Here is a 22457-nt window from a genome sequence, read left to right on the forward strand (position 1 = left end):
TCCTTATTCGGTGGCGGGGGCCGCTGCGCCGAGGATGCGGTCGATCTCGGCGGCGGCTTTGTGCGCGTCGGACAGCGCGCGCAGATATTGGGTGTTCGCCTGCAGCAGCGTGCGCTGGGCGTCGAGCACGTCGAGGAAGGCGAACTTGCCGAACTCGAAGCCCTTGGCGGCGGCCGCGTAGGCGCTTAGCGCGCCCGGCACGATCTCGTCCCGCAGCGCGGCGGCCTCCTGGCGGGCGTCCTGCAGGCGCTGGCTGGCGCCGGCCAGCTCGGTGCCGGTGCGCAGCTCGGCGGCGGCCAATTCATCGCGCGCCTTGTCGCTGCGGCGCAGCGCCTCCAGCAGATTGCCGCGGTTGTTGTCGAACAGGGGCAGCGGCATCGACAGGCCGAGGATGGCCTGGTTGCGGCCCTGCTCCTCGGCGCGCTTGACGCCGACGCTGACGGTCAGGTCGGGCATGCGCCGGCGGCTCTCCAGGTCGGCCATGGCGCGGCGCTGCGCCAGCGCGCTGTGCGCCTTCAGCACGGCGGGCGCGCCGGCCAGGCGGCGCGCCAGCTCGGCCGCGGCGGGCACCTGCGGCAGCAGGTCGAGGCGGCCGTCGGCCAGCGTGAAGCGCGGCGCCGGGTTGCCCCACAGGGCTGCCAGGCGCTGGCGCGCGCCGGCCAGCGCGCCGCCGGCCAGGCCGACGTCGAGCCGGGCCGCCGCTTCGGCGACGCGGGCGCGGGTTTCCTCGACCGGCGAAGCCTTGCCGGCGACGACGCGGCGCGCCGCCACCTCGCTGGCCTTGCGCGCCAGCGCGGCGGCGCTGTCGGCCAGATCGCTGCGCTGCTGCGCCGCCAGCACGTCGAAGAAGGCGCCGGCGACGGCGGCGCGGGTGGCCGCCTGCTGCGCCGCCAGGTCGATGGCGGCGCCGTCCTGGCCGTGGCGCGCCACGGCCATGCGGGCGGCGCGCTTGCCGCCCAGTTCCAGCGTCTGGTTCAGCTGGACGGTGCTGGTGCGGGTGGCGCGGCGGCTGTCCTCGAACAGGGTTTGCAGTTCCGGGTTCGGCGTCGCGGCGGCCTGCAGCGCGGCGCCGTCCAGGGCGGCCGCCTCGTGGCGGGCGGCCGACAGCTCGGGGTTGGCCCGCATGGCCAGCGCCAGGGCGGCCGGCAAGGTCAGGGTGGCGGCCGGCTCCTGCGTGCTGCTGTCGCGGGCGGCGGCCGGCATGGCGCATACCGCCACGCTCAATGGCAATAAAAATCGGTACATCGAATACTCCTGATAAAGGGAAGGATTCGACGAGACCTCAGCGCTGCGCGCGCAGAAAAGGTGGTGGCGTGGTGCCTGCGGTCCCGTCGGCTAGGCGACGGAACGCCAGTCGGGCCGCTTGGGGCCGTCCGGGATGTGGGAGGCGTAGAAGATGGGTGAGGCTTCGACCGGACTGGAGCCGGGGCTGAACACGGCCAGATGCGCCGTTATCGGGAAGGTGGCCTGGCCGATGCCGTGGCAGAAGTTGCAGTCGCTGTGCGGCTGGCCGTTGTCCTTCTTGGCCGGGGTTTTTTCCGCCTTGGCCTTGTGCTCGTGGCTGTGGTGGCCCAGATGCTGGGCCGACTTTCCCTCTTCGTGCAGGCAATAGGCACTGGCCGCGGCCCAGGACATCTGGAGCGGCAAGGCTAACAGCAGCAGGATCAGGAAAATTCTTTTCATCAGGCGGCCATTATATGCCGAGCGGGGACGGACCCCGATTTTCAAGAAATATTTCTTGAAAATCGGGGGCCGTCCCCGCTTGGCGGCTATAGTATTTCCCATGCGCATTTGTTAATGGGGAAAAATCGATGGAAAGTCGTCTGAGCCGCCTGGAAGCCGTGCAAACCGTGTTGCTGGAAATCGGCCAGCGTTCGAGCACTTGCAGCGATATCCGGGAATTTTTGCGGGCCGTGCACGCGGCGCTGGGCCGCATCATGTACGCGGCCAATTTTTACGTGGCGCTGCTGGACCAGGACGACGGCCTCGTGCGCTTTCCGTATTTCGTCGACGAGTTCGACGCGCCGCCCGATCCGCAGACCGGCGCCAGGCTGGCCACGCCGGGGCAGTCGCCGACGGCCTGGGTGGTGCTGAACCGGCGCCGCCTGGTGATGACGGCGGCCCAGGAGGCGGCCCGGGAAATCGACGGCGCCAGCTGGGGCGGCGGCACGCCGGCCGAGCACTGGATGGGCTGCCCGCTGTTCGACCAGCAGCACCAGGTGCTGGGCGCCATCGTGATCCAGAGCTACGACACGCGCCACACCTTTTCCGCCGAGGACCAGGCCCTGTTCGAGCTGATCGCCAACCATGTGTCGAGCGCGCTGCAAGGCATGCAGAGCGTCGACCGGCTGGAGCGGGCCGTGCAGGAGCGCACGGCCTCGCTGGCCCACGAGGTGGCCGAGCGGCGCCGCGCCGAGGCGCTGCAGCGCGCGCTCTACGAGATCGCCAGCCTGTCGGCGTCGGCCTGGGACGCCGACAAGATGTATGCGCAGTTGCACCGGATTATCAGCGCCCTGGTCAGCGCGAAAAACTTCCTGATCGCCCTATACCACCCGGACAGCCGGGAAATCAGCATTCCCTATTTCGTCGACGAAAAAGATGCGCAGGCGCCCGTCAAACGCTTCCGCTACGGCATGGGCATGAGCTCCTATGTGCTGGAACGCAAGCACGCCAGCCTGCTCGACGCGGCCAGCTACGCGGCCCTGGTCGCCGGCGGCCAGATCGACGAGCCGCTGGGCGACGTCCGCATCGCCAGCTGGATGGGCGCGCCCATGCTGCTGGGCGACCAGGCTTACGGCGTCCTCATCGTGCAAAGCTACGACGAGGCCGTGCTGTACACCCAGCCGGACCTGGACATCCTCGCCTTCATGGCCAGCCATGTGGCGGTGGCGATCGCGCGCATGCAGGCCGAGCGGGCGGTGCGCTGCGCCAAGGACACGCTGGAGGAGCAGAACGCGGCGCTGAGCACGGCGCTGACGGCGCTGCGCGAGGCGCAGTCGGAGCTGGTGCGGCAGGAAAAGCTGGCCTCGCTGGGGCGGCTGGTGGCCGGCGTGGCCCACGAAATCAACACGCCGCTGGGCATTTGCGTGACGGCCACCAGCCACCTGGTGCAGGAGCTGAAGCTGACCAGGGAGGAACTGGCGGCGGGCCAGTTGGACGAGGACGGTTTGCAGCAGTTCTTCTCCATCATCGACCAGACGCTGCGCATCATGACCACCAACACCCAGCGCGCGGCGGCGCTGGTGCGCAGCTTCAAGCAGGTGGCCGTCGACCAGTCGTCGGAGAATCTGCGCCACTTCAACCTGGGCAACTACCTGGCCGAGGTGCTGCTGTCGCTGCAGCCTAAGTTGAAGGGCAAGCCCGTCGAAGTCGAGGTCGATTGCCCGAAGGATATCGAGCTCGACAGCTTCCCCGGCGCCGTCTCGCAGATCGTCACGAATATGGTCGTCAACTCGCTGGTGCACGGCTTCGGCGAGGGGACGCCGGGCAAGATCCGCATCGTCGCCCGTCTCGACCACGAGCAGGTGCTGCTCGACTACGGCGACGACGGCGCCGGCATGGACGCGGCCACGCTGAGCCAGCTGTTCGACCCCTTCTTCACGACCAAGCGGGGCGCCGGCGGCAGCGGCCTGGGCGCGCACATCCTGTACAACCTCGTCACGGGGGCGCTGGGCGGCACCGTCAAGGCCGACAGCGCGCCCGGCCGGGGCCTGCACTACCAGCTGCGCTTCCCGAAGGTGCGCCGCACCTGAAGCCGGCGCCGCTTCAGTCGGGGAAGCGGGCGTTGATCGCCAGCGCCTGGTCGATATTGGCGATCAGCAGTTCGACGTAGACGGGGTCGAGGTGCCGGCCGCTCACCTCGCGCAGGTGGGCCACCACTTGCGACACCGGCCAGGCGTCCTTGTAGCAGCGCTTGTGCATCAGGGCGTCGAAGACGTCGGCGACGGCGACGATGCGCGCGTACAGGTGGATGGCGTGGCCGGCCAGTCCCTGCGGGTAGCCGCTGCCGTCGTATTTTTCGTGGTGCTGGTGGGCGATGACGGCGGCCGCCTTGAGGATGGGCCGCTGCGAGCCGTCCAGGATGGACAGGCCGACGGCCGGGTGCTGTTTCATGATTTCCCATTCGGCCGCGTCGAGCTTGCCCGGTTTCAGCAGCACGGCGTCGGGCGTGGCGATCTTGCCGATGTCGTGCATAGGCGCGGCGTGCCGCAGCACCGCCGTTTCCTCGTCCGGCAGGCCGGCCGCCCGCGCCAGCAGGTGGCACACCTCGGACATGCGGCGCACGTGGTTGCCGGCCTCGTTGGAGCGCGATTCGACGACGTCGCCGAGGCGCAGGATCAGCTCGGCCTGGGTGTCGGTGATTTCCTGGGTCAGCAAAATATTGTCGAAGGCGATCGCCACGCCGGAGCAAAACACTTCCAGCAGTTGCGCGTCGATGGCGGAGATTTCCTCGACGCCCTTTAACACGAGCAGCGAGGCTTTGCCGCTGCTGTTGGGGAAGTAGCCGACATAGGTGTCGCCGTGCAGGCGCGAGATCTTGTTGCTCTTGGCGTCGTCGAGCTGGGCCAGCAGTTCCGGACCGAGGATCACGCCGTCCTCGTCGCCTATGCGGGCCAGCACTTCGTAGTCTTGCTCGCCGCTGATGGCGCTGGCGCCGCGCAGGCGCAGCAGCATGCTCGTCTCCAGCCGCAGCAGGGCGACCACTTGCTGCAGCAGGCCGCTGGCGAAGTCGCGCAGGTTGCGCTGCTGGAAGATATGCGCCGACGCGGCGATGACGCGCTCCAGGCCCTCGCGGTAGTTCAGCTGCGCCAGGCGGGCCTCTTCGACCTGCATGATGTCGCGGTAGGCGCGCAGCGCGGCGAAGGTCGTGGTGAACAGCTTGGTGCGGTCGAGCTCGGTCTTTTCCTTGTAGTCGTTGATGTCGTAGTTGACGATCACGCGCTCTTCCGGCGCCTGGCCCGGCTGGCCGGTGCGCAATACGATGCGGCTGAACTGGTTGTTCAAGTCTTCGCGCATCCAGCGCGCCACCTCCAGGCCGCTGTCCTCTTTTTCCATGACGACGTCGAGAAACACCAGGGCGATGTCGGCCTCGCGCGCCAGCACCTGTTTCGCTTCGGCGCCGCTGTAGGCGTGCACGAAGCTCAGGCTGCGGCCGTCGAGGCGGAAACGGCTCAGCGTCAGTTTGGTGATGTCGTGGATGTCGGGCTCATCGTCGACGAGCAGGATTTTCCACGGTGGCAGCTTGGGCGAGGCAGGGGACAGAAAGGACATGGGGCGAGTTCCGCTAAAGGACGCAAAGACGCGACGCCGACGACACTGTCCGGTCCGGCGCGCGTGTTTGAGACGCATTGAATCGATTGTAGACTGACATCTGGCTATTAACAACAAGCAATATTATCCGGGTGATGCTAGACGGCAACAGCGTGGCGCGCACGCGCTGCCGGGCAAAATACTGTGTTGAATGATAAATAAATATGTATGCTAGACAATACTTTGTTTTTATCAATATTTATCACTTTTAGGAAAAATATTTTGCCGGCCGGGATGTCGCAAGGCGTGACAGACGTAACAAAATATTGGTTTTGCTGCCACGCGGCGCGGCAACGTTTATAGTGGTCATATGGGCGCCGGCGCGGCTTGTTGCCGTGGCATTCAAGTTCCCTTCACTGGAAAGGATGGATCATGCGATGGTTTTCTCGAGGCGCCTTGACGGCGTTGTCCCTGGCGGCCAGCGGCGCCGCATGGGCCGACGTCAGCGTCAGCTATAGCGCGCCGCAACAATTTTCCGACCTGCCCACGGCGCAGTCGGTCCGGGAGCAGGTGTTGAAGGGGCTCAGCGAGCACTTCCAGTCGCTGGGGAAAAAATTGCCCGCGGACCAGCATCTGAGCATCGAGGTCAGCGACGTCGACCTGGCCGGCCGCGAGGAGCCGAACAGCCGTACCGTCAACGAGATCCGCGTGATGCGCGGCGGCGCCGACTGGCCGCACATCAGCTTGCGCTACACGCTGGAGTCGGGCGGCAAGGTGCTGCGCAGCGGCAAGGACGAGCTCAGCGATATGAGCTATCTGAACCGCATCAACGGCTATGCCTCGGGCGACCGGCTGCGCTATGAGAAAAAGATGATAGACGAGTGGTTCGCCAAGCAGTTCGGCGCGAAGGCGCCCTAGCGTCCCCGCTTGCGGATTGCCTGACTGGCAAGCCGGGACACTAGTCGATCCAGTTCACCTGGGGGAACTTGGCGCGGAATTCGTCGGGCATCGGCACCACCTGGCTGCTTTTGTAGTTGAAGAAGACGAAGCCCGATTTGGCCATCGCGATCAGCGCCTGGTCGCGCGGGCGGCTGATGCGGAAGGTGATGTCGCCGCCGTATTTGTTGAAGTCCATTACGCCCACCTCGAACAGCAGTTGGTCGCGCGCGTGCGCCTCCGCCTTGTAGGTCGTGGCCAGGTCGGTGACGATGATGCCGGTGCCGTCGCCCTCCGTTTCGCGCACGCCGTATTCGTAGAGGAAACGCGCGCGCGCTTCGGAGATCATGGAAATCATCGAATCGTTGCCGAGGTGGTTGGCGCCGTTGATGTCGGTGACGCGCACGGTCAGCTGGGATGAGTAGCAGTACTGGTCTTCGGGGAATTCAAGTGTCAAACGGGCCATATTGTCCTCGTGGCGCGGCGGCGGCGGGCCGGGCTAAAATTCCATTTTAGCAGTCCGCCGGCGCCGCGCCAGTCCGTTGCGGCCGGGGCAAGCCGCGTCAGCGCTTCATGTATTGCTCCAGGTATTGCTTGAACTGTTCGTTGGCGAAGGCGGCCGCGGCGGCCTTGTCGAAGCGGGCGATCGCGGCCGGGTCGGCCTTGAGCGAATATTCCATGCGGAAGGTGCGCTCGGGCATGGGCAGCTTGAGCAGCTGGATGTCGATCTTGCCCTGCCGGGCGAAATGCCGCGGCGAGTATTCGTTCTCGAAGAACACGGCCTGGACCCGGCCCGCCTGCAGCTTGCGCAGGTTCATCAGTTGCCAGTCCGGCGAGGACAGCAATTGCCATTTGATCGGCACCTGGTCTATGCCGTCGGGCAGCTTCGAGCCGCCCAGCCAGCCGATCTCCATGCCCGCCAGTTGCCGCAGCGATTGCACGGCTTGCAGCGGCGCGTCGCGGCGCACGGCAAGGTGGGGGTGGGCTTGCAGATATGACCAGTTGAAACTGCCCACGCCGGGTTTGCTGCGGCGCGGGCCGCTGACCAGCAGGACGATGTCGAGGCTGCCGTCGCGCAGGCTGACCATCGCCCGCGCGAACGTCGTCGGCGCCGTCCACGTCAGTTCGACGCCGCCGCGCCGCACCACTTCCTGCTCCAGGTAGTCGCGCAGGGCGCCCCGCAGCGGCGCCGTCGCCTCGCCGGTGACGATGGGGGCGACGACGAAGCCGCCGACCCGCAGGGGCGCGGCGGTGGACGGCGCCGCCAGGACGAGGCAGAGAAGTAGGGCTTTGTGCATCGAGTCAAACCCAGTGATTGAATGAAAGACCGGTCGCCGCGAGGTTCGTTGCGATTGTAGCGCAAACCGGTGCACGCGCCGGCTCAGCCGCGCGCCTTGCCCGCCTGGAACGCTTGCGCCCGCCCGGCCCGTTCGGCGCTGTAGGCGGCGCCGAACGCCAGGTCGAGGTCGGGGGCGGCGAACAGCTCGCCGCAGCAGGCGCAGGCGAGGCCCAGTTGCAGCGGCTGGCCGCAGTGCCGGTGCACGGCGTCGACGGCCGGCTGCGCCGGGTCGAGCTCGCCCCATTTCCGCCCCCAGTCGGCCAGCGTCATCAGGGTGGGATACAGGTCGCGGCCCTTGTCCGTCAGGCAGTACTGGTAGCGCCGCGGCTTGTCGTGGTAGATGGCGCGCGCCAGGATGCCGTCGCCCTCCAGCCGCTTCAGGCGGGTCGACAGCAGGTGCGGCGACATGCCGGTCTGGGCTTGCAGGCCGTCGAAGCGCTGGTTGCCGAAAAAAAGCTCGCGCATGACCAGCATGGTCCAGCGATCGCCGACCACCGCCAGGCAGCGCGCGATGGGACACAGCGTATCGCCAATTTCCGACCAGTTCATCTCGACTCCAGCTATTTGGGGGCATGATTTTAACGTCACAGGCGCCGCCTATCGCGTTCGTTTGGCAGGCGTGCGCGGCGCGTCGCCGCACGTAAAACAGCGTGCCGGCATCCGGGCGGCGAGGGCTGCCCCACTGGTCTGCTTGCGGCGCGGCGCGTTTGACCGGGCTGCGCCGGTTGCGCCGTCCGCGCCGGGCAAATGGTATTGTTGGCCCGGCGTTGCGCCAGACCCAGGCGGCCTGCCGGCAGTTCGCTACACTGCGCTGATGAGCACGCCCAAAGACGACTACGACACGCCGTGGAAGGACGCCGTCACGCGCTATTTCCCCGCCTTCATGGCGTTCTACTTTCCCCTGGCCTACGAGCAAATCGACTGGTCGCGGGGACATGTTTTTCTCGACAAGGAATTGGCGCAGGTGGCGCGCGACGCCGCGCTGGGCAAGCGCCTGGCCGACAAACTGGTGCAACTCAGCTTGCGCGGCGGCGGCGAGCAATGGTTGCTGCTGCATCTGGAGGTGCAGGGCCGGCGCGAGCGCCGCTTCGCCGAGCGCATGTTCACTTACAACTACCGCATCTTCGACCTGTACCGCCGGCCCGTCGCCAGCCTGGCGCTGCTGAGCGACGACAGCGCGCACTGGAAGCCGCACGCCTTCGGCTACAGCTGCTTCGGCTGCAGGATGGGCATTGATTTTCCTATCGTCAAATTACGCGATTTCGCCGGCCGCCCCGAAGCATTGCTGGCCGACGCCAATCCCTTTGCGCTGCTGACCGCCGCCTATCTGGCGGCACGCGACACCAAGGGCAAGGCCGAGCGGCGCGCGGAGGAAAAATGGCGTTTGCTGACACTGCTCCTTGAGCGAAACTGGGACAGGCAGGCTATCATGGATTTATTGATGGTGATCGACTGGATGATGTGGCTGCCCAAGCCGCTTGAGCGCGCGCTGTGGCAGCGCATCGGCGAGCAGGAAAGGAGTCGGAAAATGCCTTATATTTCATCCATTGAACGCATCGGACTGGAGCGCGGCCGCAAGGAAGGGCGATTGGAAGGGCAAGTGGAAGGACAAGTGCTGATGTTGAGCCAGTTGTTGGCCGAGCGCTTTGGCGCCTTGCCCGCGCCTGTGCGGCAGCGGCTTGCCCATGCGACGGCGGCTGAGCTGAAGGCATGGTCCAAGGCTTTCGTGCGTGCCAAGGCGCTCGACGAGGTGTTCCAGGCTTAGCCCCGGCCGCCCCGCGCGGCGATTTTCCGGGCGGCGTAGCGCATGCCTGTTGGAAACCGCTCTATAATCGGCTTCCATGAATATTGCGCGCATTAAACGGTTTTTACTGGGGGCGGCGCTGCTCGGGATGGCCGGCATCGCACAGGGGGGCAACCTGAATTTCAACGGCGGCGCCGTGGCCGCCTGCACCCTGTCCGGCAGCAACTATAGCTGCAGCACGCTGGCCATGTCCGGCAGCACCGACAGCATGAGCATCGCCAGCGGCTACGCCGTGACGGTGGCGGCCGGCTCCTTCACCTTCGATTACCAGCAGAGCCTGGCGATGAGCGGCAGCGCCGCGCTGACGGTGAACGGCAGCCTCGACATCGGCGACATCAAACCGGGCAATCTGAGCATCAGCGGCGGCACCTTGACGGCGAAGGGCGGCACCTTCAGCATGGGCAAGCAAATGCAGGCCATCGTCGCCAACGTCAATGCCGCCGCGATCCGCATCGACAGCGGCCAGGGCAACAAGGTGACGGGCAATCTGAACGCCAGCGGCAACATCGACATCGCCTCGCATGTGACCGTCATCGGCAGCATCTCCGGCGCGAATATCGCCACCAGCGCCCACGTGACGCTCAGCGGCGACATTTTTGCCAGCGGCAGCTTCGCGCTGGCCTCGGGCAGCACGCTGCAGGGCAGCGTCATGGCGGCGACGATCGAGATCCAGCCGGCCCAGAGCACGGTCGACGGCAACCTGACGGCCACGACCTCGCTGAGCCTCGGCTCCCACAGCACCGTCAATGGCAATCTGACGGCGCCCGTCGTCGACCTGGCCCCGGCCCAGACCGAGGTGAACGGCAACGTGACGGCCTCGCGGACGCTGACGATGGGCTCGGGCGACGCCATCTCCGGCGACGTCGTGGCCGGCACCGTCACGCTGGACCCGGCCAATGCCTATATCGGCGGCAACGCCAGGGTGGACTGGATCACCCTGGGCCACCATGGCCGCGTGGAAAAATACATCACATGCAATGTCTATACGCCGGGCAATCCCTGCAGCTGCGTCACCAACAACAGCGGCTACGACGCCACGACGACGCCGAGAGGGCCGGCCTGCGTTGCGCCGCCCGTGGCGGGACCGCACCACATCCGCATCACCCACCCCGGCTCGGCGCTGACCTGCCAGCCGCAGACGGTGACGCTGACGGCTTGCGCCAACGCCGCCTGCACGGCGCCGCACTACGGCGGCGGCGCCAGCGTGACGCTGACGCCGGGCGGGCAGGCGTTCGCCATCGGCGCCAGCGGCAGCAACAGCGGCGCCACGGTGCGTCAGCTAACTAAAGGGCCGGCAAACCTGGCGGCGCTGGCGAATCCGGCGGCGCTGAACGGCGTCGAATGCGTCAACACGGCCGCGCCGGGCAGCGCCAAGCCTTGCGAGATGGCGTTCGAGGACAGCGGCCTGGTGCTCAGCCTGCCCAACCACGTCGCCGACGCGGCCGCCAATTTCTCCGTCCGCGCCCTGCAGGCGGCCGGCGACAAGCAATCCTGCGTGCCCTTGTTCGCCGGCACCAGCAAACTGATCGATTTCGGCTGCGCTTACAGCAACCCCTCCTCCGGCAGCGCCCATGCGCGCTTCGCCAACAGCGCCGCCGGCGTGCCGGCCGACACGCCCGGCGCCTGCGGCGCCTCCGCCGGGTCGGCCATGCTCAGCTTCGACGCCGACGGCGTCGCCACGGGGGCATGGATGAAATACGCCGACGTCGGCCTGATCAGCGTCAGCGCCCGCTACGCGCCCAGCAGCGGCAGCGACGCCGGCCTGGTGGTCAGCGGCGCGGGCGCGCTCATCGTCGCGCCCGCCTCGTTCAGCTTCGAGCGCATCTGGGACGGCGCCACGCCGGGCCTCAACAACCCCGGCGCCGCCGGCCCCTCCGACCCGGTCTTCATGCGGGCGGGCAGGGCGTTTTCCGCCACGCTCAGCGCGCGCAACCTGAGCAACAACAAGACGGCCAACTTCGGCGCCGAGTCGCCGCGCCAGACGGCCACGCTGGCGCCGCTGCTGGTCTTGCCGGCGGGCGGCAGCGCCGGCGCGCTGACCGGCAGCCTGACGTTTGCGGCCGGCGTGGCCAGCGGCAACGACCTGTCCTGGAGCGAGGTGGGCATCCTGCAGATCCAGGCGACGCTGGCCAACCCGGACGGCTATCTTGGCAGCCCGGGCGCGCCGACCCGGCAGGGCGGCGCCGCGCTGATCGCCAAGGGCAAAAGCGGCAATGTCGGCCGCTTCATCCCCGACCATTTCAACACGACGGTGCTGGACGCCGGAGCGTTGACGCCGGGCGTGCCCATGGTCTGCATCGCCGGCCAGATGGGCTGCGCCGGCACCAAAGGCTTTGCCTATGCGAACCAGCCCTTCGGCGTGCGCGTGACGGCCTTGAACGCGGCCGAGGCCGTCACCAGCAATTACGACGGCAGCGTGCCCGGCAACAATGACTTCACCCGTAACGCCAGGCTCACCGGCTGGCTGGCGGCGGCGGGTGGCGCGCAAAACCCCGCCGGCGACCCCCGCTACGCGGCCGGCGCCGGCGTGGCCCTGGCCTCGTCCAGTTTCCTCAAGGGCGAGTCGACGACGACCCCGAGCTATATTTACCCCGCCATCCCTTCGCTGCCCAGCGATGTGTTCCTGCGCGCCGGCGACAGCGACGGCGTCAGCTCGCTGCGCGGCGCCGCCAGCAAGGAGGAGGGCATCAGCATCGTCAGCGGACGCCTGCTGATACCGAACAGCTACGGCTCGGCGTTGCTGCCGCTGACGATACGCCTGCGCGCGCAATTCTGGACTTCCCAGGGCGCGTGGTTGAGCAACAGCGCCGACAGCAGCAGCGTCGTCAAGCCGGCGACGGTGAATCTGAGCAACTGTCTGAAAAACCTGCGCGACCCCGGCGGCGCCTGCAAGGCGGCGCTGCAGGTGCTCGGCGGCGCCGACGTGGTGTTCGATGCCGGCTTGAGCAAGTTTCAACTGCGCGGACCCGGCGCAGGCAACAATGGCAGCGTCGACCTGCAATTCCAGGCGCCGTCCAACCCCAGCAGCCTGTATCTTCCCAGCGCCAAGGGGCGGGCCACGTTCGGCATTTACAAGGCCGGACCAGTGATTTACCTGCGCGAGTTGTATTGATCTTTTTTAACCTTAAATAGGAGCCGCAATGAGCACAACGTCACAATGGTTGGAGATCGACACCCCCGACGGCGTCTTCGATGCCTATCTGGCCTTGCCGCATGGCGGCAAAGGCCCCGGTATCGTTTTGTTGCAGGAAATTTTTGGCGTCAACGAACATATCCGCAATCTCGCCGACCAGTACGCGGCCGATGGCTACATCGTGCTGGCGCCCGACCTGTTCTGGCGCAGCGCCACGCGCACCGAGCTCGGCTACGACGACGAAAGCTGGAAAACCGCCTATAAATTGATGCAGCTCACCGACGTCGAGAAGGCGCTGGCGGACATCGGGCGCACGGCCGCCACCCTGCGCGTGTGGACGGGCGAGGGCAGCCGGATCGCCGCCCTGGGTTATTGCTTCGGCGGCCGGCTGGCCTACCTGGCGGCCGCCCGCGGGCTCAGCGACGCGGCCGTCGCCTATTACGGCGGCGGCATCCAGGACCGGCTCGACGTCGCCGCGCAGCTCGCCGTCCCCCTGCAACTGCATTTTGGCGGGCGCGACGAGCACATCCCGCCGGCCGCCGTGGCCAGCGTGGCCGAGTGTTTCGCCGACCAGCGCGACGTCGAAATCCATGTCTATCCGGGCGCCGGGCATGGCTTCAATTGCCCCCACCGCCACAACTATGTGCAGCGCATGGCCGCCCAGGCCCACGGCAACACGCTGGTTTTCCTGGCCGAGCATCTGTAGGCGCGTTGCGGCGCCGGCCCGGCCCGCGCCGCAACGCGGGCTCGGCAGGCGCCGTGTGTTTATGGTAATGTCCTGCCCGGATGGGCCCTGGCGCCCGGTTCAACAATAATAGGTAGGATTTCAGTATGGCCAAAGTAAGCGTTTCTGTGACATTGGCGGCACCGGCCGCGCGCGTGTGGGACTTCATCGGCGGCTTCCATACGCTGGCTGAATGGTCCAGCTCGATCAAGAGCAGCCTGCCGGAGCAGGGCGGCCGCGTGCGCCGCCTGAAAACGACGGACGGCGCCGTCATCGCCGAACGCCTGCTGCACTTCAGCGAGGCCGAGCGCAGCTATAGCTACACCATCATTTCCGGGCCTATCCCTGTGAGCAACTACTATTCGACGCTGCGCGTGCTCGGCGGCGCCGACGCGGCCGACTGTACAGCCGAATGGTCGGGCCAGTTCGATGCCGTCGAAGGCGTCGAGGACGCGATGGTCGGCGTCTTCCAGCATCTGTATGAAAGCGCCTTCCTTGACCTGAAGCGCATCATGGGCATTTAAGCCGGTCCCAACGGCGCCGTCCCGAGGGCCGGCGCCGCCCCCTTGAAACAATGCCGAATAGTTCAGAAATTGCCGGTTTGGCGGGCGATATGGCGATTTTTCCGCTTTTTGCGCGGAAAAATGGCTCATCTCTGCCATGCTTCCGCCCGGCTTGCGCCAGTAGAGAGTAAACTGTATACAGCATTCTTTCGCATTGGGCGATTCGAGCGTACTTGTGAGTGAATTCATGTCCGACACACCTATTTCCCTGTTTTCCGACCTTCAACTGAGCGACGCGCTGGTGCGCGCGCTGAAGGACGTCGGCTACGAAACCCCGTCGCCTATCCAGGCGGCCACCATTCCCCTGTTGCTGGCCAACCGCGACGTGCTGGGCCAAGCCCAGACCGGCACCGGCAAGACGGCCGCGTTCGCGCTGCCCATCCTGTCGCGCATCGACCTCAAGCAAGTGTCGCCGCAGGCGCTGGTGCTGGCGCCCACGCGCGAGCTGGCGATCCAGGTGGCCGAAGCCTTCCAGGTCTACGCCCAGCACATCCCCGGCTTCCACGTGCTGCCGATCTACGGCGGCCAGAGCTACGGCCCGCAACTGTCGGCGCTGCGCCGCGGCGTCCACGTCGTCGTCGGCACGCCCGGCCGCGTCATCGACCACCTCGACAAAGGCTCGCTCGACCTGTCGAAACTGAAGACGCTGGTGCTGGACGAGGCCGATGAAATGCTGCGCATGGGCTTCATCGACGACGTCGAGCGCATCCTGCAGGAAACCCCGGAAACGCGCCAGACGGCGCTGTTCTCGGCGACCATGCCGTCGGTGATCAAGCGCATCGCCACCACCTACCTGAACCAGCCGGCCGAGGTGACCGTCGCCGCCAAGACCGGCACGGCCGACAATATCCGCCAGCGCTACTGGCTGGTGTCGGGCATGCACAAGCTCGACGCGCTGACCCGCATCCTCGAAGCGGAAAGCTTCGACGGCATGATCATCTTCGCCCGCACCAAGCTGGGCACCGAGGAGCTGGCCGGCAAGCTGCAGGCGCGCGGCTTCTCCGCCGCCGCCATCAACGGCGACATCCAGCAGGCCCAGCGCGAGCGCACCATCCAGCAGCTCAAGGATGGCAAGATCGACATCCTGGTGGCCACCGACGTCGCCGCCCGCGGCCTGGACGTCGAGCGCATCAGCCACGTCGTCAACTACGACGTGCCGCATGATCCGGAAAGCTATACCCACCGCATCGGCCGCACCGGCCGCGCCGGCCGCAGCGGCGAGGCGATCCTGTTCATCACGCCGCGCGAGAAAAACCTGTTGAAGGCGATCGAGCGCTCGACGCGCCAGCCGATCGGCATGCTGGAACTGCCGACCATCCAGGCCGTCAATGACGTGCGCATCGCCAAGTTCAAGGAGCAGATCAGCGCCACGCTGGCGCTGGGCGAGCTGGAACAGTTCCAGTCGCTGATCGAGGACTTCGAGCGCGAACAGAACATCCCGGCCGTCGAAATCGCCGCCGCGCTGGCCAAAATGGCCCGCGGCAACACGCCTTTGCTGCTCGACAAAAAATCCCAGGCGGCGAGCTCGTCGTGGGCCGACGAGCGGCCGGCGCGCCCGGAGCGCCAGGAGCGCTTCGACCGCCCGGAGCGGGGCGAGCGTTTCGAGCGCGCCGAGCGGCCGGCCTTCCCGAAGAAGGAGCGCATCGTGCGCCAGGCCGACGCCGGCATGCAAACCTTCCGCATCGAAGTGGGCCACGCCCACGGCGTCAAGCCGGGCAATATCGTCGGCGCCATCGCCAACGAGGCGGGGCTGGACTCGAAGCACATCGGCCGCATTGAAATCTACGACGATTACAGCGTGCTCGACTTGCCGGACACGCTGCCGAACGAGTTGCTGGAGCAATTGAAGGGTGTCTGGGTTGCCGGCCAGCAGTTGCGCATTAGCCGAGACGGCGCCGCGCCGCATGCCGCGCCGGCCGCGCCGCCACGCGCGCCGGCGGCCAAGCCGGTCGTCGACGCGGCGCCCGCGCCCGCGCGCAAGGCGGCGCCGGCCGCCGACGCCGCGCCGGCCCGCGCCAAGAAGGAGCCGAAGGGCAAGCTGGCGATGATTTCCTACCGCATCGAAGTGGGCCGCAACCACGCCGTCACGCCGAGCAACATCGTCGGCGCCATCGCCAACGAGGCGAAGCTGGAAGCGAAGCACATCGGCCGCATCGACATCTTCGACGAACACAGCGTGCTGGACCTGCCGGAAGGCATGCCGCCGGACATCCTCGACCACCTGAAGTCGGTGTGGGTCGCGGGCAAGCAATTGCACATCAGCCTAGACGATGGCAGTAGCGCGCCGGCGTCGCCGAAAAAGCCCGCGTTCAAGGGTAAAAGCGATTACGCGACGAAGCCGCGCAAGAGCTTCAAGCCGGGCTAAGCTGATCCCGGCGTCATAAAGCAGGGGCCGCCAACGCGGCCCCTGTTTTTTTATCTGCCCGCAACGCTCTTGCGGGGGGCGCCCGCCGTCTTACAAGTACTTGGCCAGCCAGCCATGCAATTCCTTGTAGAAATAGCGGCTGTTCTCGCCCTTCAGCACCCAGTGGTTCTCGTCCGGGAAAACGATCAGCTTGCTCGGCACGTTCAGCCTTTGCTGCGTCGCGAAATTCATCAGCGCGTTGTTGACGGGGACGCGGTAATCGAGTTCCCCGACGGTGATCAAAATCGGCGTGCGGAAGCCCGTGCCCTTCTCGTGGTTACCGGCCTGCATGATCGGGCTTTGCTCGCGCCACACGGGCAAGCCGCCCCAGACGGGGCCGCCGCTGTTGACCTCGCGGCCGAAGCCGCTGTCGCTGGTGCCCCACTGCATCACCAGATCCATCTCGCCGGCGTGCGAGACGATGGCCTTGTAGCGCGTCGTCGTCGCCTGCAGCCAGTTGGCCAGGTGGCCGCCGTAGCTGGCGCCGCCGGCCGCCAGGCGCTGGCCGTCGATGAAGGGGTACTTGCGGATCGCCGCGTCGACGGCTTCGTTGATGTCCTCGCCCGGCCCCTTCAGCGGGTCGAACTGCAGCGAGCGGGTGAACGCCTCGCCATAGCCGGTCGAACCCTTGTAGTCGGTCAGCAGCACGATATAGCCGGGCCGCGCCAGCAAGTGGTAATTCCAGCGCAGCACGAACTGGTCGCGCCACATGCTGGCGGCGCCGCCGTGCATCACGGAAAACAGCGGGTATTTCTTGGCCGGGTCGAAACCGGCCGGCTTGACGATCATATTGTGGATGCGCCGGCCGTCCGCCGTCGTGAACCAGAAGTGCTCGGGCGGTTGCCAGTCGATGGCGGCGGCGCGCTCGACGTTGTACGCGGTCAGCCGCTTCGGGCCGCCGTGGAAGGCATACACCTCGGGCGGATTGACGGCCGATTCCCAGACGCCGACGAGGGCTTTGCCGCCGGCCTGCAAGGAGTTGATGGCGCCGCTGGCGGGCGAGGCTTCGGCGCGCAGGTCGGCGCCGCGGTAATCGATCGAGTGCAGTTGCTCCAGGCCGGCGTGCTCGTAGGTGAAGAAAATCCGCTGGCCACCCTGCGGCATGGCGAAGCGCGACACGGAGCGGTCCAGTGCCGCCGTCAGGATGGCCGGCGCGGCGCCGCCGGCGGAGGGCCAGGCGAAGCTGGCCAGGCGGCTCAGGTCGTAGATCTTGCCGGCCTCCTCGGCCTGGGTCAGGCACAGCAGGGCTTTGCCGTCCGGCCTGAATTGCAGCTTTTCATAGCTGTGCTTGTCGCGGCTGAGGGCTTGCGGCTCGCCGCCGGCCAGCGCGACCGTGAAGATCTGCGTCAGGCGCGCCGCGCGCGCCGCCTCGTCGCGGTTGGTCGAGGCGACGAAGACGATGGAGAGGCCGTCCGGCGCCCACACGGCTTCCAGCGTCTGGCCGTCGTCCGACTGGGCGCCGGCGAAACCCGGCAGGGCCGCCAGCTTGCTGCCGGCCAGCAGGTTGCGCGGCTTGGCGCCGGGCGCCGCGTCCATCACGAATAGGCGCGGCTGCCTGTCGTCCAGCCATTTGTCGAAATGGCGGGGCGGGAATTGCTCGTAGGCGCGGGCGCTGTGCTTGCGCTCCTTGCGCTCCTTGGCCTGCTGCTTGATGGCCTCCTCGTCCTCGGCGCCGGGGAAGACGTCGCTGACGAACAGGATGCGCTGGCCGTCCGGGCTCCATTTCGGCAGGCGCGCGCCCAGCGTCAGCGTGCTCAGGCGCTGCGCCTCGCCGCCGCCGTCGATGTCGATCAGGTAGATCTGCCCGCTGTCGTCGCCTTCGCGCTTGGCGACGAACAATAACTGCTTGCCGTCGGGCGACCAGTTCAGGCCGCTTTCGCCGCCCTTCGAGTGCGTCAGGCGCCGCGCCGGGCTATTCTCGCCCAGGGCTTTGATCCACAAGTCCGACCATTGCTCCTTGCTGTCGTAGGCGCTGTCGACGACGGAAAACACCGCCCATTTGCCGTCCGGGCTGGGCACGGGGGCGCCGAGCCGTTTCATCAGCCAGACGTCTTCGTGGGAAATCGGCCGGGGCGGCGCGCCGGCGGCGTGGGCCAGGGGCGCGGCGGCGATGGCCAGCGCGGCGAGGGAGTAGCGAAGCAGGGTCATGGGCATGGACGAGTTGTTGGAAAGGTTGTCGATACGACCGCGAAGTATTGATCCAAGATAAGCGGCTGTCAATTTATCGAAAATACAATTTGAGCGGATGGCCGCGCCACCGCGCTTGACTCATTGTTAATAATTGCATTTAAGTAATTGTTGCCTGGCTTGATGTGTTATATTGTTTTTCCGATTTTATTGTGTTAATTGAAAATTCGAGGAAGAGGCAATGCGCGTCAATACGCCAATCACGCAAAACGAATATGTCTTACATGACGGCATGACCATTGTTTCCACCACGGATTTGCAGGGCAATATCAATTACGCGAATCCCTATTTTGTCGAGGTCAGCGGTTATTCCCGGCATGAATTGCTCGGCGCGCCGCAAAACATCCTGCGCCATCCCGACATGCCGGCCGAGGCTTTCGCCGACATGTGGGCGACGATCAAGCTGGGCAAGCCCTGGACGGGCCTGGTCAAGAACCGCTGCAAGAGCGGCGATTTCTATTGGGTGCTGGCGAACGTCACCCCCGTCATCGAAGACGGCAAGCCGGTCGGCTATATGTCGGTGCGCACCAAGCCCAGCCGCGAACAAGTGCGCGAGGCCGGCGAGTTGTACCAGCGTATCAAGAGCGGCAAGGCGGCCGGCTTCGCCTTGCGCGGCGGCAAAGTGGTGCGGCGCGGCTGGCCGGGCCGCCTCGCCGCGCTGCGGCAGATGCCGCTGGCCCGGCACATCGGGCTGAACGGGGCGCTGTTGGCGCTGCTGATGTTGTTGCTGGGCGGCGCCGTCCTGGGCGTGGACGGCGACACCAGCGCGGCCGCGCGCGCCGCCCTGGGCGCGCTGGCGGCCGGCGGCGTCGCGCTGGCGCTGTATTTTTGGTTCAGCCTGCATCGGGGCCTGGTCTCCCCCCTGCGGGAGGCCGTTGCCGGCGCGCGCAGGATGGCCGGTGGCGACCTGACCGGCGGCATGCCGGCCGGCGGCGAAGGCGACATGGGCCAGTTGATGGCGGCGCTGCGCCAGATGAATATCAATCTGCACAGCATCATCGGCGATGTGCGCGGCAATTTCGAGGATATCCGCGTGGCCACGGCGGAAATCGCCACCGGCAATATGGACTTGTCCGGCCGCACCGAGTCGCAGGCGTCCAGCCTGGAGCAGACGGCGGCCAGCATGGAGGAATTGACGTCGACGGTGCAAAACAGCGCCAGCCACGTCGCCAGCGCGAATGCGCTGGCCGGCCAGGCGGCGGCCATCGCCGCCCAGGGCGGCAGCATCGTCGCCGAGGTCGTGACGACGATGGACGAGATCAGCGCGTCCTCGCGCAAGATCCTCGACATCATCGGCTTGATCGACGGCATCGCTTTCCAGACCAACATCCTGGCGCTGAACGCGGCCGTCGAGGCGGCGCGGGCCGGCGAGCACGGCCGCGGCTTCGCCGTCGTCGCCGGCGAGGTGCGCAGCCTGGCGCAGCGTTCGGCCACGGCCGCCAAGGAGGTCAAGCAGTTGATCGACCATTCGATCGCCACGGTGAACGCCGGCACGCAGCTCACCAGCGGCGCCGGCGCGACGATGGCCGAGGTGATCGCCTCGGTCGGCCGGGTCACGCAAGTGATGGATGCCATTTCCTCGACGACGCGCGAGCAGAGCCAGGGCATCGGCCAGGTCAACCAGGCCGTGATCCAGATGGACGGCATCACCCAGCAGAACGCGGCGCTGGTCGAGCAGGCCGCGGCGGCGGCCGCCAATCTGGCGCTGCGCACGGACAGCGTGGCGCAGTCGATCGGCGTGTTCAAGCTGAGGACGGTGCCGGCGCGCAAGGCGGCGCCGGCGCGCCTGGCGCGCAAGACGCAGCGCTAAGCGACCGCGGCGCCGCCATTCCCCTTCAATATTCCGTGTACTTGCGGGCGTCGCCGCGCACCAGCCCGGCCGGATATTTCTCCCCGTTGAGGCGCATTTTCTCCAGCACGGCCTCGCGCAGGTCGACATGGCATTTGTCCGCCAGGCGTATCAGGTAGACGAGGACGTCGGCCATTTCATGGCGTATGCCGAGGCGCTTCTTGTCGTCGAGTTCGGCGTCGGCGCCGCTGGGCAGCCACTGGAAATGCTCGACCAGCTCCGCCACCTCGACCGACAAGGCCATCGCCAGGTTTTTCGGCGTGTGGAACTGGTCCCAGTCGCGCTCGGCGGAAAACGCCCGCGCCAGCTCGCGCAATTCGATCAGGCTGTCCTGCGCCCCGTCCTTGTCCATGCCCCTGTGCTCCCCGGTTGGGCGCGGCCCGTGCCGGCGCGCCAGGCCTGCATCTTAGCACCGCGCGGCGTTGCGCGGATGCCGCAGGCAGAGCGCCATTTACTGACCCAGCGCAGAAACACGGAGTTTCAATTGAGATATCTTTTATTTTCCTGAAGGGAAAAGCCGGCATCGTCGGCAACGATCCGCCCCCATATGAAAGGTAGGATTCCATGTTGAAGAATATCAAGATCAGGACGCTGATCGTTTCGACGCTGGTTTTTTTTGTGGCGATGCTCTTGTTTATCGGCGGCCTAGGCGGCCATAGCATCCACAATACCAGCATCTTGCTGGAAAACACGGCGAAGAAGGACGCCAAGGTCAGCGCCAGGCTGGTCGAGCGCATCCGCTTCAAGATGGAAATCAACCGCAGCCAGATTTTGCAGGCGCTGCAGCACAACCCCGTCATGGAGTGGGCCAAATTGCACGACCATCCGCTGACCGTACATTTCAAGACGATAGAGGACACCAACGCCGAGATCAACAAGCTGCTGTCGGCCTACCGCGACGCTATCGCCACGACGGCGGAGCGCAACCTGGTCGAGCAGTGGTTGTCGGTCAGCGCCAACCTGGGCATGAACGCCGTCGCCGCCGCCAGCGCCGAGATCCAGCAGCAGAAGTGGGACGACGCGGAAAAAGTGCTGATCAAGACCATCAACCCCTCTTACCGCAACTCCGATCCGCTGCTGCAGGAGCTCACGGAGCTGCTGGCGCAGCGCTCGACGCGCGACGCCGACGCCGTCCACGCGACGATCGCGGCGACGGCCTGGTTGATGGGCGCGGCGATCGTGGTAGCGTCCGTGCTTAGCGTGCTGATCGGCGTGGTGCTGGTGCGCGGCATCACCGGGCCGCTGGGGCAGGCCGTCGGCATCGCCCGCGGCGTCGCCGCCGGCCGCCTGAGCGGGCGCATCGGCGTCGACTCGGACAACGAGATCGGCCAGCTGATCCGCGCCCTCAGCGAGATGGACGCCAGCCTGTTCGCCATCGTGCGCGACGTGCGCGGCGCCACCGACACGATAGATGGCGCCTCCGGGCGTATCGTGGCCGGCAACCAGGAACTGTCGAACCGCACCGAGCAGCAGGCCGGCTCGCTCGAAGAGACGGCCTCGTCTATGGTGCAACTGACCGAGACGGTGCGGCGCAACGGCGACAACGCGCGCCAGGCCAACGCGCTGGCGCTGTCGGCGGCCGAGGTGGCCGGCCAGGGCGGCGCCGTGGTGTCGCAGGTGGTGGCGACGATGGGCTCGATCAACGAGTCGGCCAAGAAGATCGTCGACATCATCGGCGTCATCGACGGCATCGCCTTCCAGACCAACATCCTGGCGCTGAACGCGGCCGTCGAGGCGGCCAGGGCCGGCGAGCAGGGCCGCGGCTTCGCCGTCGTCGCCAGCGAGGTGCGCAATCTGGCCCAGCGCAGCGCCAGCGCGGCCAAGGAAATCAAGACGCTGATCGACGATTCGGTCGAGCAGGTCACCTTCGGCGCGCGCCTGGTCGACCAGGCCGGCAAGACGATGGGCGACATCGTCACCAGCGTCAACCGGGTCACCGCCATCATGGGCGAGATCACGGTCGCCAGCAGGGAGCAGAGCGAGGGCATCGACCACATCAGCAAGGCCATCCACGACATGGACGGCGCCACCCAGCAAAACGCCAAGATGGTCGAGGATGCCGCCAGCGCGTCCGACGCGCTGGAGCAGCAGGCGAAAAAGCTGGTGCAACTGGTCAGCGTGTTCAAGTTGTCGGACCTGGCGCCGGCCCGCCCGGTTTTCGCCGCGCCGCCGCGCCCCAGCCAGGGGCCGCTGCGCAGCCTCGCGGCGGCGCCCGCCGCGGCGGCGCGGCGCGCCCGGCGCGCCTGAGCCGGCGTCGTCGTCCCCGCG

The 22457-nt window shown here is 66.8% G+C and carries 17 protein-coding genes; 9 read left to right on the top strand and 8 right to left on the bottom strand.

What is annotated here, in order from left to right; translation table 11 throughout:
• Positions 1 to 3 precede the first annotated feature (3 nt).
• Together OIK44_RS24450 and OIK44_RS24455 are read right to left on the bottom strand one after the other, a co-directional pair.
• Positions 4 to 1245, bottom strand: a complete 1242-nt coding sequence (locus OIK44_RS24450) for a TolC family protein (RefSeq protein WP_273674713.1) — start codon at positions 1243 to 1245, stop codon at positions 4 to 6.
• Between the two features lie 90 nt (positions 1246 to 1335).
• Entirely contained in the window at positions 1336 to 1683 is a 348-nt protein-coding gene (locus tag OIK44_RS24455) for a hypothetical protein (protein ID WP_273674714.1), read from the bottom strand.
• Between the two features lie 128 nt (positions 1684 to 1811).
• Between OIK44_RS24455 and OIK44_RS24460 the strand changes: the two genes are divergently transcribed.
• Positions 1812 to 3752, top strand: a complete 1941-nt coding sequence (locus OIK44_RS24460) for a GAF domain-containing protein (protein WP_273674715.1) — start codon at positions 1812 to 1814, stop codon at positions 3750 to 3752.
• 13 nt (positions 3753 to 3765) lie between these two features.
• Here the strand turns inward: OIK44_RS24460 and OIK44_RS24465 are convergent, their stop codons facing one another.
• Positions 3766 to 5271, bottom strand: coding sequence for a response regulator (locus tag OIK44_RS24465; protein WP_273674717.1), 1506 nt, complete (start codon positions 5269 to 5271; stop codon positions 3766 to 3768).
• Positions 5272 to 5706: 435 nt separating this feature from the next.
• Between OIK44_RS24465 and OIK44_RS24470 the strand changes: the two genes are divergently transcribed.
• Complete coding sequence (locus OIK44_RS24470) at positions 5707 to 6168, top strand: DUF3016 domain-containing protein (RefSeq protein WP_273674718.1); 462 nt, start codon at positions 5707 to 5709, stop codon at positions 6166 to 6168.
• Between the two features lie 40 nt (positions 6169 to 6208).
• Here OIK44_RS24470 and OIK44_RS24475 read toward each other — a convergent pair whose 3' ends face one another.
• From OIK44_RS24475 to OIK44_RS24485, 3 genes are all read right to left on the bottom strand, one after another.
• The gene (locus tag OIK44_RS24475) at positions 6209 to 6652 is read right to left on the bottom strand and encodes a thioesterase family protein (RefSeq protein WP_273674720.1); all 444 of its coding nucleotides are present in this window, start codon (positions 6650 to 6652) and stop codon (positions 6209 to 6211) included.
• 97 nt (positions 6653 to 6749) lie between these two features.
• Entirely contained in the window at positions 6750 to 7484 is a 735-nt protein-coding gene (locus OIK44_RS24480; RefSeq protein WP_273674721.1) for a substrate-binding periplasmic protein, read from the bottom strand.
• Between the two features lie 83 nt (positions 7485 to 7567).
• The gene (locus OIK44_RS24485) at positions 7568 to 8074 is read right to left on the bottom strand and encodes a winged helix-turn-helix transcriptional regulator (RefSeq protein ID WP_273674722.1); all 507 of its coding nucleotides are present in this window, start codon (positions 8072 to 8074) and stop codon (positions 7568 to 7570) included.
• Between the two features lie 265 nt (positions 8075 to 8339).
• On the opposite strand from OIK44_RS24485, the gene OIK44_RS24490 reads away from it, so the two are divergent.
• From OIK44_RS24490 to OIK44_RS24510, 5 genes are all read left to right on the top strand, one after another.
• Complete coding sequence (locus OIK44_RS24490) at positions 8340 to 9290, top strand: RpnC/YadD family protein (RefSeq protein ID WP_273674723.1); 951 nt, start codon at positions 8340 to 8342, stop codon at positions 9288 to 9290.
• A 127-nt stretch (positions 9291 to 9417) separates the two neighbouring features.
• Positions 9418 to 12441: a polymer-forming cytoskeletal protein gene (locus tag OIK44_RS24495; RefSeq protein ID WP_273674725.1), complete on the top strand. Its 3024-nt coding sequence runs from the start codon at positions 9418 to 9420 to the stop codon at positions 12439 to 12441.
• A 28-nt stretch (positions 12442 to 12469) separates the two neighbouring features.
• On the top strand, positions 12470 to 13168 hold the full coding sequence (locus tag OIK44_RS24500) for a dienelactone hydrolase family protein (RefSeq protein ID WP_273674726.1): 699 nt from the start codon (positions 12470 to 12472) through the stop codon (positions 13166 to 13168).
• A 125-nt stretch (positions 13169 to 13293) separates the two neighbouring features.
• Positions 13294 to 13710, top strand: a complete 417-nt coding sequence (locus tag OIK44_RS24505) for an SRPBCC family protein (protein WP_273674728.1) — start codon at positions 13294 to 13296, stop codon at positions 13708 to 13710.
• 226 nt (positions 13711 to 13936) lie between these two features.
• The gene (locus OIK44_RS24510; RefSeq protein WP_273674730.1) at positions 13937 to 16114 is read left to right on the top strand and encodes a DEAD/DEAH box helicase; all 2178 of its coding nucleotides are present in this window, start codon (positions 13937 to 13939) and stop codon (positions 16112 to 16114) included.
• 90 nt (positions 16115 to 16204) lie between these two features.
• On the opposite strand, the gene OIK44_RS24515 is transcribed toward OIK44_RS24510, so the two are convergent.
• Positions 16205 to 18307: an alpha/beta hydrolase family protein gene (locus OIK44_RS24515; RefSeq protein ID WP_273674732.1), complete on the bottom strand. Its 2103-nt coding sequence runs from the start codon at positions 18305 to 18307 to the stop codon at positions 16205 to 16207.
• Positions 18308 to 18521: 214 nt separating this feature from the next.
• On the opposite strand from OIK44_RS24515, the gene OIK44_RS24520 reads away from it, so the two are divergent.
• A complete protein-coding gene (locus OIK44_RS24520) occupies positions 18522 to 20150 on the top strand; it encodes a methyl-accepting chemotaxis protein (protein ID WP_273674734.1) in 1629 nt (542 codons plus the stop codon).
• 25 nt (positions 20151 to 20175) lie between these two features.
• On the opposite strand, the gene OIK44_RS24525 is transcribed toward OIK44_RS24520, so the two are convergent.
• Positions 20176 to 20541, bottom strand: a complete 366-nt coding sequence (locus OIK44_RS24525; protein WP_273674736.1) for a nucleotide pyrophosphohydrolase — start codon at positions 20539 to 20541, stop codon at positions 20176 to 20178.
• A gap of 212 nt (positions 20542 to 20753) precedes the next feature.
• Between OIK44_RS24525 and OIK44_RS24530 the strand changes: the two genes are divergently transcribed.
• A complete protein-coding gene (locus OIK44_RS24530) occupies positions 20754 to 22436 on the top strand; it encodes a methyl-accepting chemotaxis protein (RefSeq protein ID WP_273674738.1) in 1683 nt (560 codons plus the stop codon).
• Positions 22437 to 22457 lie beyond the last annotated feature (21 nt).

Origin of the sequence: Janthinobacterium fluminis, assembly GCF_028595325.1 — a bacterium.
Lineage (GTDB): Bacteria > Pseudomonadota > Gammaproteobacteria > Burkholderiales > Burkholderiaceae_D > Janthinobacterium > Janthinobacterium fluminis.

Coding starts and splice junctions, on each gene's coding strand:
- OIK44_RS24450 (WP_273674713.1), bottom strand. CDS start 1,245: ATGTACCGATTTTTATTGCCATTGAGCGTGGCGGTATGCGCCATGCCG.
- OIK44_RS24475 (WP_273674720.1), bottom strand. CDS start 6,652: ATGGCCCGTTTGACACTTGAATTCCCCGAAGACCAGTACTGCTACTCA.
- OIK44_RS24485 (WP_273674722.1), bottom strand. CDS start 8,074: ATGAACTGGTCGGAAATTGGCGATACGCTGTGTCCCATCGCGCGCTGC.
- OIK44_RS24505 (WP_273674728.1), top strand. CDS start 13,294: ATGGCCAAAGTAAGCGTTTCTGTGACATTGGCGGCACCGGCCGCGCGC.
- OIK44_RS24515 (WP_273674732.1), bottom strand. CDS start 18,307: ATGCCCATGACCCTGCTTCGCTACTCCCTCGCCGCGCTGGCCATCGCC.
- OIK44_RS24520 (WP_273674734.1), top strand. CDS start 18,522: ATGCGCGTCAATACGCCAATCACGCAAAACGAATATGTCTTACATGAC.
- OIK44_RS24500 (WP_273674726.1), top strand. CDS start 12,470: ATGAGCACAACGTCACAATGGTTGGAGATCGACACCCCCGACGGCGTC.
- OIK44_RS24465 (WP_273674717.1), bottom strand. CDS start 5,271: ATGTCCTTTCTGTCCCCTGCCTCGCCCAAGCTGCCACCGTGGAAAATC.
- OIK44_RS24455 (WP_273674714.1), bottom strand. CDS start 1,683: ATGAAAAGAATTTTCCTGATCCTGCTGCTGTTAGCCTTGCCGCTCCAG.
- OIK44_RS24510 (WP_273674730.1), top strand. CDS start 13,937: ATGTCCGACACACCTATTTCCCTGTTTTCCGACCTTCAACTGAGCGAC.
- OIK44_RS24460 (WP_273674715.1), top strand. CDS start 1,812: ATGGAAAGTCGTCTGAGCCGCCTGGAAGCCGTGCAAACCGTGTTGCTG.
- OIK44_RS24480 (WP_273674721.1), bottom strand. CDS start 7,484: ATGCACAAAGCCCTACTTCTCTGCCTCGTCCTGGCGGCGCCGTCCACC.
- OIK44_RS24495 (WP_273674725.1), top strand. CDS start 9,418: ATGGCCGGCATCGCACAGGGGGGCAACCTGAATTTCAACGGCGGCGCC.
- OIK44_RS24530 (WP_273674738.1), top strand. CDS start 20,754: ATGTTGAAGAATATCAAGATCAGGACGCTGATCGTTTCGACGCTGGTT.
- OIK44_RS24525 (WP_273674736.1), bottom strand. CDS start 20,541: ATGGACAAGGACGGGGCGCAGGACAGCCTGATCGAATTGCGCGAGCTG.
- OIK44_RS24490 (WP_273674723.1), top strand. CDS start 8,340: ATGAGCACGCCCAAAGACGACTACGACACGCCGTGGAAGGACGCCGTC.